At 73.2% G+C, this 11,108-nt stretch carries 9 protein-coding genes; all 9 read left to right on the top strand.

Annotation, left to right across the window (positions count from 1 at the left end; genetic code table 11):
* Nucleotides 1-1,302 precede the first annotated feature (1,302 nt).
* The 9 genes from ACFVU9_RS17715 to ACFVU9_RS17675 all read left to right on the top strand — a co-directional run bounded on the left by ACFVU9_RS17715 (nt 1,303) and on the right by ACFVU9_RS17675 (nt 11,040).
* Nucleotides 1,303-2,172: a hypothetical protein gene (locus tag ACFVU9_RS17715; RefSeq protein WP_387594218.1), complete on the top strand. Its 870-nt coding sequence runs from the start codon at nt 1,303-1,305 to the stop codon at nt 2,170-2,172.
* 41 nt (nt 2,173-2,213) lie between these two features.
* Complete coding sequence (locus ACFVU9_RS17710; protein WP_387594216.1) at nt 2,214-2,795, top strand: hypothetical protein; 582 nt, start codon at nt 2,214-2,216, stop codon at nt 2,793-2,795.
* 30 nt (nt 2,796-2,825) lie between these two features.
* Nucleotides 2,826-3,101 carry a hypothetical protein gene (locus tag ACFVU9_RS17705; RefSeq protein WP_387594214.1) on the top strand — a complete coding sequence of 92 codons (276 nt, stop codon included), beginning with the start codon at nt 2,826-2,828 and terminating at the stop codon, nt 3,099-3,101.
* Nucleotides 3,098-4,192: a conjugal transfer protein gene (locus ACFVU9_RS17700; RefSeq protein WP_387594212.1), complete on the top strand. Its 1,095-nt coding sequence runs from the start codon at nt 3,098-3,100 to the stop codon at nt 4,190-4,192. The genes ACFVU9_RS17705 and ACFVU9_RS17700 overlap by 4 nt, the downstream gene beginning before the upstream one ends.
* Before the next feature lie 62 nt (nt 4,193-4,254).
* Nucleotides 4,255-4,536: a hypothetical protein gene (locus ACFVU9_RS17695; RefSeq protein WP_387594211.1), complete on the top strand. Its 282-nt coding sequence runs from the start codon at nt 4,255-4,257 to the stop codon at nt 4,534-4,536.
* Nucleotides 4,533-5,129 (top strand): hypothetical protein, encoded by a 597-nt coding sequence (locus tag ACFVU9_RS17690; protein ID WP_387594209.1) that lies wholly within the window; start codon nt 4,533-4,535, stop codon nt 5,127-5,129. The genes ACFVU9_RS17695 and ACFVU9_RS17690 overlap by 4 nt, the downstream gene beginning before the upstream one ends.
* Before the next feature lie 39 nt (nt 5,130-5,168).
* Nucleotides 5,169-7,676, top strand: coding sequence for an ATP-binding protein (locus ACFVU9_RS17685; protein WP_387594207.1), 2,508 nt, complete (start codon nt 5,169-5,171; stop codon nt 7,674-7,676).
* Nucleotides 7,676-9,859, top strand: coding sequence for a hypothetical protein (locus tag ACFVU9_RS17680; protein ID WP_387594205.1), 2,184 nt, complete (start codon nt 7,676-7,678; stop codon nt 9,857-9,859). Before ACFVU9_RS17685 ends, ACFVU9_RS17680 begins: the two co-directional genes overlap by 1 nt.
* Nucleotides 9,856-11,040 carry a C40 family peptidase gene (locus ACFVU9_RS17675; protein WP_387594203.1) on the top strand — a complete coding sequence of 395 codons (1,185 nt, stop codon included), beginning with the start codon at nt 9,856-9,858 and terminating at the stop codon, nt 11,038-11,040. The genes ACFVU9_RS17680 and ACFVU9_RS17675 overlap by 4 nt, the downstream gene beginning before the upstream one ends.
* Nucleotides 11,041-11,108: the final 68 nt, after the last annotated feature.

Genomic DNA, 11,108 nt, shown 5'->3' with positions numbered 1-11,108 from the left:
GGCTCCAGCACAGCCCACTGGCCATCCGACAGATCCCCACGCCCCATCCGATGAGCCTGGCATCAAGTCCGATGACCTTCCAAAACAGACCCTAGTCACGTGCTGGTCCTTCACTTCTCGATGGTTGGTGTATCGGTGACGGCTTGCCGGGCCTGCTCACCGAGCGCGTCTGGGGCCAGCATTTCGGTCACGTAGCGGGATTGTTCAGCCTACGAAGGTAAAGAGTTTCGGACCAGGCTGTTCCGATTGAACAAACGGGCGACCACATCTGTCGCATGGGCCGTATGGCCAGCGAGGATTCGGTAGCCCCGTGATCATTCAAGGATTAATCACACTTTCCCCGTCCTGGCTTTCAAATCTTCAACTACTGAATCAATGTCGGAGGTCGGTCGGGGATGTCCCGTGCGGCCGCACCAGTGCGACCGTTCACCTCCGCCAGGAAGTTCGTCCGACGCTGGCACCACGCCCGTCGGGGCACAGTCGGGATCCTCACCGCCCACAGCGGTGTCGGCCGGATAGGACGAACAGCAGCGCCCCAACAACAGCTCGCCGCACCGGCGACCCAACCGGTTGCAGGCTGGAGGATCGACGGTCCAGGGGTGGCGGAGAGGGAAGGCCGTGCGCGGGCTCCGGCAAGGCACGTTCCGTCCGGCCTGACTCTTCCTCGGCTATCGCGAGGAAGAGGTGTCGTCTGCCGTGGTTCGCTTGCCCAGGGGTTCTGACCTGCAGAAATCCCTTCGGACGCGGCTGCAGGACTGCAACACCCGGTGGCACTCTCAGTACAACTTCCCAGCCCCCGGCTCAGACAACGGTCCGGCACCCCACAGAAGCACTCGGACACGACTGGCTGCTCCTGGTGAAGCGTCGTCGGGCTCCGGACAGGCAGTACTGACGCACTGGCCGATGAGGCTCATGCGCTCCTCGGCCATGGCGGGGCCTGCAAGGGCTGCGTTGAGCGCCTCATCCTGGTTGCCGGCTCGCCGGCCGACTTCCCGTCCCCCGATGCGGACGCGGGTGATCCTCCAGGGCCATCGAGCGTCTGCGGCGAAGGCACAGGGCGCGACCACGGCCGATCTGGGACAGCGGACGGTCTGTCGCTTGGGGACGCCGTACTTGATCCGGGATACCGCGGGGTCGGGCAAGCGGGGCTTGCCCGAGGCTGCTGGCGGCTTGCCCAGGTTGACCGTCGCAGCGGGCAAGCCCGTCGGGCAAGCCCGTGGCCTGGGCTTTTCGTGGAACGGGCAAGCCGGTGGGCAAGCCGGTGTGAGGAGAGTTCAGGCATCGATCCGAGACGGAGGTGCCATGACTCCCCCATCGTTTTCCCCGGGGCTCTTCGACCGCCTGGATGCCGAATGGGCGCTGCTGTGTTCCGACGGCTCGGTGCGCGCCGTTGTGGCCGGCTGGCTGACGGCCGACCAATTGGGGCCCGGCATCGCCGCGGCCTGTGATGTCTGGGTATCGGATCTCGGTCCGGAGCATGTCCTTGCCGTCCTGCGGCCGGCAGGCAGGCCCGGGTTCGGTGACAGCCTGTCCGACGGGGTGCTGCGTGCGCTCCTTCGGCGCGCGAGCGGGGCCGGCGGTGCGGCGGTGCTCGCCGCTCGCGTCGTGCTGCAGACGATGGTGCCCGCAGCCGTGCGTCTGGCCCGGAGCCAGGTGCGGTCGTTCGGCGGCCGTTGCTTCGAGGACGTCGCCCAGGTGGTCGTCGCCGCGTTGTTCGAGACCGTGGTGTCCGGCCGCATCCACGCGCGGCCTGGCCGTCCCGCCGCCAACCTCATGCTCGACGCTCTCAAGCGCGCGTGCCGCGAGCTCGGTGCCGACCGGGATTCGCTCGACGCCGACGTGTTCGGAGCCAAGGAGCAGATCTGCAGCGGTCCCGGCCCGTACGAGCACGCCTATGCCTCGACCGTGCGCGCCGCCGCCCACGCCGCGGGTCTGGCATCTGACGAGGAGCCGGACCGCGGCCGCCTCGAACTTCTGGGGCTGCTGGTCGACGCCATCGAATCCGGTGTCCTGTCCCCGGCCGACGCGCGGGCCATCGCCTGGCACTACACGGTTTCGCCCGTGCCGGACGCCCGGGCCGCCGCGGCCGCCGGAACGACCGCGGGCGCCTGGCAGCGCCGCCGCTCGCGCGCCGTGCACGCCCTCAGGGCCTCGCTGCGGCCCGTCGGCTGACCCGTCCCGGCCCTGCCCCTCCTTCCTGTCTGGAGACATCTGTGTCCTCTCTGCTCCCCGCCTTCACCGTCGGGCTCGACACCACCACGCGCCTGCTCGTGCTCGGGGCGCTCGCCTATGTCGTGGCGGGCTGGATCTACGTGGCGTCGACCGGGATCGGCGGCGGCATCCGCCGGCACGAGATCGGGGACGGCGCCCTTGCGGCCGTGGCCGCCGTCCTTGTCTGGACGGCGGTGACGCTGCTGTGGCCGGTCCCTCTTGCCGCACGCACCCTCCGCGCGGTGCGCCGTCCCCGCACGGTGGCGGACCCGGTGCTGTGGCGGCGGCAGACCGTTCCCCCGCCTGCGCTCACGCCCGCGAACACACCGCCGCCGTGGCCGGCGCCGCCGTACTGGTACCGCCAGCGCTACGAGGCCGCCCGGGCCGTGCTCGCCGAGAGCGGGCCGGTCGCCGCACTGGAATCCGTCTCGGGCCTGCTCTCCGACTGCGCCCTGCTTCTCGGCGACGACCACACGTGGACGCTCGACGCCTGGGACCTGGTAACGCACCTCGCCGCCACCGCGGCCACCGCCGACGGGGCCTGCCGGGCCGACGGCGTCTACCGCTCCCTCACCTTCTGCTGACCCCGCCCCTCTTCTCATGTGGAGACGACGATGACCAGGCCCCATGGCCTTCGGGTCCAAGAGCTCGACATCGACGAGGAACGCGTCACCCGCGCCCGCCGGCTGCTCGTCGGGCTCGGCGCGGCCCTCGTCCACCGCCCTTTCGACACCGATGCCCACCAGCGCCTGCACGCCTTCCTCACCGAGGACGCCTCCGGGGTCCTGGCCTCGCTGAGCGTCCTTCGCCGACGTCTCAAGGAGCAGCTGCGGCGCAGGAGCGCCGAGCTGTGCGGCAACCGCCTCCGCCCGGGCGGAGGCGCGTCGTGAGGTTCCTGTCGAAGCGCAGCCCCGTGCCGGCCGAAGAGCATCTCGGTACCGCGGTGGCCGAGGACGGCGACGCCGAGGACGGGGGTGTCGAGGCTGGCGGCTGGTCCACGGGGGCGCGGGCGAACTCTGTGGTCCTCGTCCGCTGGGCCGCTTGGTGTCTGCTGCTCCTCGGCCCGGTGCTCGGCGTGGCCGCCTGGTTCTCGATGCCGGCGCCGACGGCGGCGGGCCTCCCGCAGGCCCAGCCCGGTTTGCCGGCCACGGGGTCGCAGGGCGCGGCGGGTTTCGCCCAGCTGTTCGTCGCCGCGGTCATCTCGGCCGGGGACGGCGACCAGGCCCGGCTCGCCGCCTACTTCCCGGCGGCCTCCGGCCTGCGCCTGGAGGGGACGCCGGGGCGGCGCAGCGGTGAGCAGCTGGCGGTGGTGCGGTTGCGGCAGACGGACCGGGATGTGTGGTCGGTGACGGTGGCCGCCCGCATCACGGGGGCCGGCGGGTCGCCGGGGGCGGCGCCGTCCGCTGATGGGCGGCGCGATCCGAAGGTGGAGGCGGCGGTCGCTTCGGCGGCGGCGGTGCACTACTTCCAGGTGCCGGTGGCGGCGGTGCCTTCGGGTGGCGGCGTGATGGGGTATGTGGCGCTGGCGATGCCGGCGGAGGTGTCTGCGCCGCCGCGGGCGCAGGCACCGGTATTGGTGTATGGGCCGGTGCGCCCGGCGCTGCCGGGCGATGCGCGGACGCAGGCGGTGGCGGCGTTCCTGGCGTCGTATCTGACGGGGGCCGGTGAGCTGGACCGGTATCTGGCGCCGGGGGTGCGTCTGGAGGCGGTGGCCCCGGTGCCGTACACGGCGGTGGTGGTCGACCAGTTGGCGGTGGAGGGTGAGCGCGGCGGTGAGGGTGCCGGTGCGGTGCCGGCGGACGGTGTGCGCGCGCGGCTGCTGGTGGTGCTGCGGGCGACCGGTCACGACGGGGTGCGGGTGCCGCTGACGTACGCGTTGACGCTCAGTTCCCGGGCGGGGCGGTGGGAGATCGCCTCGCTGGACGGTGCCCCGTCTGAAGCACTCGACCCTGCCCCGTCCGGGCCTGCCACCACGTCCTGACCCTCCCCCTTCTCCTCTCCTCCCCATTCCCCTCTCTGGTCTCTTTGTTCGAGGAGTTCGTCATGCACAACGCCGTACTCGCCGCCGGCTGGATCACCACCGGCACCGGCCTGGGCAACGACTTCAAGGCGCTGATCTTCACCGTGGGCATCCCGGTGCTGTGCGGGATCTTCGTCATGGTCGTCGGCTGGAAGACGAAGGCCCCGGGGCCGACGATCATGGCCGTCATCCTGGCCACGGTCGTGTGGGGCCTGTCGGCCAACATGGACACCCTGAAGGACAAGGCGACCGAGGACGTCACCCACTACGACAGCACCCCGGCGGTCCAGAAAGGCGACCGGTGAGCGCGCCCGAGGACGAGGACGTCCTCGTCGGGCGCTGCTACACCAGGGCGCGCCGCTCCCCCGTGGTCGTGGGGGTAGTGCCGGGTGGCGGCGGCCGGAACCTGCGGCTGGCCGGCGGGCCGTACACGGTGACGCAGCTGGGGACGATGGTCGTCTCGGTCGTGGTCCTGGTACTGACGCGGCCGGTGTGGGGCAGGCACGGCGTGGCGGACCTGGCGGTCCTGGCCGGCGTGCCGTTCGGCGCGGCCTTCGCACTGCGGCATCTGCACATCGACGGCCGCAATCCGCTGGCCGCCGCGGCCAGCGTGGTGATGCTGCTGTCCGCGCCCGGCGCGGGTCTGCTGCGTGGCCGGCCCGTGCGGCCGGTGCGCCCGTCGGATACCCGTGCCCTGGTAACGCTCGGTTCGGGCCCGGGGACGCCCGTGCCCGGGCCCGCACTCTCCCCCGGAACCCGCACGGCCCGCACGGCCGCAGGCATCAAGGCCGGGACCGGATCTGCCGGAGCGACCGCGTCCGCCGTGCCGGTGGAGGCGCCCGTCGCCTCCGGGGTCCAGGCCCTTCTCGCCGCCCGCCGTACATCTCTGGGGGACTGACCTGTGGGACGACTGCCGATCCGTCATATCGCCGGCAACGTGATCTGGACGACGCACGGCGCGTGCTGGGCGGTGTGGCGGGTGGGGGCCACCAGCTACACCTACGCCCCGGCCTCGGCGAAGCGGGCGCGTCTGAGGGCGATCGAGGCCCTGCTGAAGGGCCTGACCGGCGAGCCGATGCTGCTGAGCCTGTGCCCGCAGGTGGACCCCGTCGCCGTGGTGCGCGCGATGGTCGAGGGTGTCGACCTCGACGCGAGCCCGCGGTTCGAGCGGCTCGGGCACGCGGTGCTGGACCACCTCGGGCAGATGGAGCTCACCGGGCGCACCGACTGGCTCGCCGTGCCGCTGCCCGCTGCCTCGCCCAGGGACGCGGTGGCGTCGGTGTTCTCCGCGGCGACGGCGGAGCTCTCCGCCCAGCTCGGTCTGGTGCCCGCCCCCGTCGGGGTGCGGGAGAGCGAGCGGCGCCTGGCCCAGGCCCGGCAGATGCAGGCCCGGTGGCCGGCCGGGGTGGCGATGCGCCCGGCGAGCGAGGCCGAGATCCTGTGGATCTACGCGCACAGCATCCGCCGCGGCCTGCTGGAGCCGCAGCTGCCCGGCGACGGCGGGCAGCGGCTGCGCGGACGCGGGCGAGGGATCGCCGCTCTGGAAGACGTCGTACTCGCCGAGGGCAGCGGCGCCGACGGCTCGGTGCCGGTGAACCCGTTCGCGCGCCGCTTCCTGCGGATCTCCAGCGAGTGGGGCGACTCCTACCAGGCGCTGCTGGCCCTGGCTCAGATGCCGGAGGCGTTCACGCTGCCGGGCGCGGCCTACCTGCAGCAGCTGGACGACATCGCGTTCCCGGCGGACTGGGCGGCGCGCCTGGTCATCGTGCCTGGCACCAGGGCGGAGGCGAAGGTCCGCAAGCGGGCCCGGCACCTGCGTGCCCAGGCCGCCGAGTACGCGGGCGATCCGGCCGGTCCGCCGCCGCTGGTGGCCCGCAACGCAGCCGACAACGACGAGTACCACGAGAAGCTGACCGCCTCGCCGCGGGAGGTCGAGATCCGGGCGATGGTCACGCTGGCGGTCTGGGGCGCCACGGCGCAGGAGGCGCAGGACCGGGCGGCCGCGCTGGCGTCCGATTTCGGCGGCGACGACTACGCCTTCGCGAGGCCGGTGGGCGAGCAGCTCGGCCTGTGGCGCTCGATGCTGCCGGGATGCCGCACGCCGCGAGTGATGGCCGGCTACGCGCAGATCCTGCTGGCGCGGGACTTCGCGATGGCGATGCCGTGGTGCGGGTGCCGGCTCGGCGACGAGCGCGGTGGCCTGTTCGGCGTGCAGGTCGCCGCGGGCGGGGCCCGGCCGGTCCTGCTCGACTCCGCCCGGGGACCGCGCGAGGACTGCGCCGCCTCGATGGCGTTCATCGGCGAGCTCGGCAGCGGCAAGTCGGTGGCGATGAAGGCCTCGGTGTTCAACGTGCTCACGCGCGGGCGCCTCCTGGGCCGGCCGGGGTCGCGGGGCCGGGCGGTGGTCGTGGACCGCACGCGGGACGAGGAGTGGGTGCGCTTCGCCCGTGCCTGCCCCGGCACGACCCAGGTCATCCGCATTGGCCAGGGCGCGGAGGTGAGCCTGGACCCGCTGCGGCTGTTCGCCGGTGAGAGCCCGAAGGCGGCGCGGTTCTGCGAGAGCTTCCTGACGCTGCTGCTCGGAGTACGGCCGATGGACCTGGAGGGCGTGGCGCTGTCGGAGGCGGTGCAGGCGGTACTGGAGCGCCCGCATCCGTCGATGCGGCGGCTGGCCGACGAACTCGCCGCGCGCGGCGCCGGCGACGACGCGGCCCGCGGCTTGGCCCGCAAGCTCGCGGCGGTCGCCCGCAAGGACCTCGCCGCCGTGGTGTTCGACGAACACCTGCCGGTGGTCGACACGTTGGGCGCCGACAGCGTCGTGTTCGCCGTCAACGCCCTGCAGCTGCCCAAGAAGGCCGAGCTGGCGAGCGACCACCGCATCGAGCGCCTGGAGTTCGAGAAGGTCCTCGGCCGGGCGGTGATGTACCTGATCGCGGCGGTGGCCCGCGAGACCGTGCTGCGAAGCCCGGAGGAGTTCGGGGTCGTGGTCTTCGACGAGTGCTGGTGGCTGACCAGCAGCGACGAGGGGCTGGAGCTGCTGCTGGAGATGTTGCGCGACGGGCGCAAGCGCAACGCCGCCGCCCTTCTCGGCAGCCACGACCCGGACGACATCGGCCCCGCGGACAGCGAGAAGGGCGCCATCGTGCGGGGTCTGATCCCGCACCGGCTGATGTTCCGCCAGACTTCCCGGCCGCTGGCCGCGCGCGCCCTGGCCTTCCTCGGCCTGGACGCGGCCGACGCGGATCTGCTGGACCTGGTCACCGGCGGCCTGTCGCCGATCGACCTGCCCGAGGAGGAGAAGGCGGAGCGCGCCGGGGAGTGCCTCTATCGCGACCTGGCCGGGCGGATCGGGCTGATGAAGGTGCTGATCCCGTTCGACGAAGCCGTCGCCGACGCGATCCACACCACCCCGGGCCGGGACACCTCGTCCGGGAGGGCGGCCTGATGGGCGCCTGGCTGCGTTCGCTGCGGCTGCTCGGGGCGGCCCGCCTGCGTGCGGCGCTGGCGGTGGCGGTCCTGGCCGCCACCGCGCTCACGCTCCTCACGTCCCTGCCCGCGCAGGCCGACCCCACGCCGGCCCCCGCTGCCCCTTCGGCGCCCGCGCAGCCCTCGGCCTCGGCCCCGGCGCCGACGACCGAGCAGCTGCAGCAGATCCAGGACGTCCTGCGCCAGCAGAGCGAGAGCGTCTCCCCCGACGAGCAGGAGGCCCGTCTCGCGCGCGAGACGGCGGAGCTGCGCAAGCTGCTGCCCGACGAGGGCGGGCTGCTCGGCGCCTTCAACGTCACCGACGCACGCGGCCTGCCCGTCTCCGCCTACACCGTGCGCAGCAGCACCGGCGGCGTCCTGGACTGGGACCTGGGTGTGGAGAACCTTCTGACCGAACTCGCGTTCATGGTCACCAAGTGGCTGATCGCGTTCGGGTGCTGGCTGATCGCCTGGGCGCTGTCCTTCGGGCTGGCGAAGCTGCTGCTGACGCCGGCGCTGTCGGTCGCCGCCTCCCTGCACGCCCAGGTCGTCGTCGCGATGGGGCTGCCCTCGCTGTTCCTTGCGGTGTGCGCGCTGATCTGTGCCGGGAGGATCTTCTTCGGCGACAAGGCCCGCGGCTGGGGGGACGCGGCGGTGTCGATCGTGCTGGCCGCGCTGACCACGACGCTGCTCGCCTCTCCCCCGCAGATGCTCCTGGGCGAGGACCACGGCGCGCTCGCTGCCGCCCGCGGCCTGTCCCTGGAGATCGCCGGCATCGTCCTCCAGACCGACCCCGTCGCGCCGCGCTCCGAGAACGACGCCGCCACACACTTCACTCTGTCCCGCCCGCTCACCAACGCCCTCGTGGACGCTTTCGTCGTCAAGCCGGCGATGCTGCTGCAGTACGGCCGGGTCTTCGACGGCGCTTGCTCGGAGGAGTACGCCCGCGCCCGCATCGCCCAGCTCGCCTGGGAGCGGGGGGCCGATCAGCAGGCCGACAGGATCAAGAAACTCGCCACCACCGTCACCAGCTACCTGCCTGGCGGCGCCATGCTCAACGCTTCTGGGCTCGTCGACCAGCCCATGGACATGGCGCTGCAGTGGGCGGCCCACCACTACGGCGTCCCGCCGATGGAGAAGTTCGAGAAGAAGTGTGTGCCCGGCGACGTCACCGCCGCCAAGCAGGCCAGCCTCGACAAGGTGGGCGGCGGCGCGTTCCTCCTCCTCGCCGCCGCCATCGTCACCGTCCTGATCTGCGCCCTCGCCGGATCCTTCCTCATCGCGCAGTGCCGCATCGCCTGGGACGCCGTCCGCGGCGAGGGCGCGCTCGTGTTCGGCACGATCCCCGGCGCCGGGCGCGCCTACCTGTGGGACTGGTGCGCCTCCGTGCTGCGCTCGCTCGGCCAGATGATCGCCAGCATCATCGCCCTGGCCGTGTTCATCGTGGTCCTGCGTGCCGTGCTCGATCCCTCCCAGAGCGACTGGGGCGGCGAACTGACCCTGCGCTTCCTCGCCATCGACGTTGTGTGCCTGGCGGCGGTGCGCAAACGCCGCCAGATCGCCGCCCGCTCGCGGCAGGTCGCCACCGCCTGGCGCCAGAAGATGTCGTCGGCCCGGATCGGCGGCAGCCACGGCAGCGTCTTCGGCCCGCCCACCGGCCCCGCCGTGAAACCGCCTCAGATCGGGCGCACCACCGCCCGCGTGCTGGTGCGTACCGCCCTGGCCGGTGCCTCTCTGGCCCAGGGCAACCCGTTGGCCGCCGCCGGCTACGCGATGCCGCAGTCGATCGGCGCCACCGCGCTGATGTCCCGTCTCGCACGAACCCAGGGAACGAACCGGCGGCGTCCCGCCCAGCGTCCGGCCCGCCCGAGCGGGCGCCCTGGTGCCCGGCCCGCCGGGCGCCCCGCATCCGCCGCGCCCCGCACGGCCCCGCCGGGCCGCCCCCGTACCGGCCCCACACCGGCCGCCCCGACCGCGCCGGCCACGGCCCCCGGCACGACGCTGGCCCGCCCGGCCCGGCGCGCAGGCGCCCCTGGTCCCGCCGCGCGCGCGGCCGCCCGGCGCCAAGCCGCCACGCCGGCGGCCTCCGCGCAGCAGCAACGGCTTCGCCAGCGTCTCGACCGGGCGAACCGGCCCGTGCCGCCACGGCGGCGGCGCCGGTGAACGAGCCGGAGAAGAAGCGATCCGCCGTCAAACCCCTGCTGCTGGCCGCCGGGATCGTACTCGTGCTGGGTTTCCTGCTGGTCGCCGCCGCCGCGTCGCACGCCTCCAACGCCGCCAACGCCCGGCAGAAGAAGGCCAAGGCGGCCGCCCGCCAGAACGCGGTCCCGTGCCCGGCCGCCCCGGCGGCGGATCCGGACACCGGGCGGATCGCCGAGCAGGTGAAGGCTGTCCTGGCCGGCACAGCCGGATCCGGCACACCGGCCGACCTGTCCCAGCTGGCCGAACAGATCCCCAGCGCGAAGACGATCGTCGCCACCGGCATCCGCATGTCCGTCCCGGCGCGCGGCCAGGTCATCGCGCTGGCCACCGCTCTGCAGGAATCCGGGCTGCGCAACCTTCCCGCGGGCGACCGCGACTCGGCCGGCCTCTTCCAGCAGCGCCCCTCCCAGGGCTGGGGCACCCGCGAGCAGATACTCGACCCCGTCTACGCCAGCGCGCGCTTCTACACCGCCCTCCAGCAGGTCGACGGCTGGCAGCAGCTGCCGCTCACCGTCGCCGCCCAACGCGTCCAGCAGTCCGCCTACCCCGACGCCTACGCCCACCACGAGCCGCTCGCCACCGCCCTCCAGCAGACCATCGCCCCCACCCTGGGCGCAGCCCCCGCCACGGCGACCACCCCCGCACCGGCCGGCTACGCCTCCTGCACCGGCACCGTCCCGGTTTCCGATTCGACGACCGCCCCGGGCACGCTCCCGGCGGGCTACCAGATCCCGCTCGACGCGCCCGTAGCGGTGCGCACCGCGATCCGCTGGGCCCTGGAACAGCTCGGCACGCCCTACCAATGGGGCGGATCCTGCACCAACGCCCACGGCCCCGACCCGTCCGGGCGCTGCGACTGCTCCTCCCTGGTCCAGCGCGCCTACGGCGTCGCCGGCATCCAGCTGACCCGCACCACCTACGACCAGGTCGGCGAAGGCACCGCCGTGCCCGCCGACCCGGCGTCACTACGGCCCGGAGACCTCGTCTTCAGCCGCGGCACCGCGCAGCACCCCGAGCACGTGGCCATGGTGATCGGACCCGGCCTCATCGTGCAGGCGCCGCGCACCGGCGACGTCGTCAAAGTCTCCGAGCTGGCGCAGCAGGGACCGATCCTCGCCGCCCGCAGGATGGTTTCCGGCTGACGACTTCGGCGCCCCGCCGGGTTGCCGCGAGGCGGTCGGCACCGTCCAGTGGGACGACCGGTGCCGGT

The organism is Kitasatospora sp. NPDC057936 (genome assembly GCF_042887525.1).
In the GTDB taxonomy this organism is placed as follows: Bacteria; Actinomycetota; Actinomycetes; order Streptomycetales; family Streptomycetaceae; genus Kitasatospora.
Note: the sequence above shows the minus strand (reverse complement) of the source record. Positions and strands in the feature narration are given on the sequence as shown.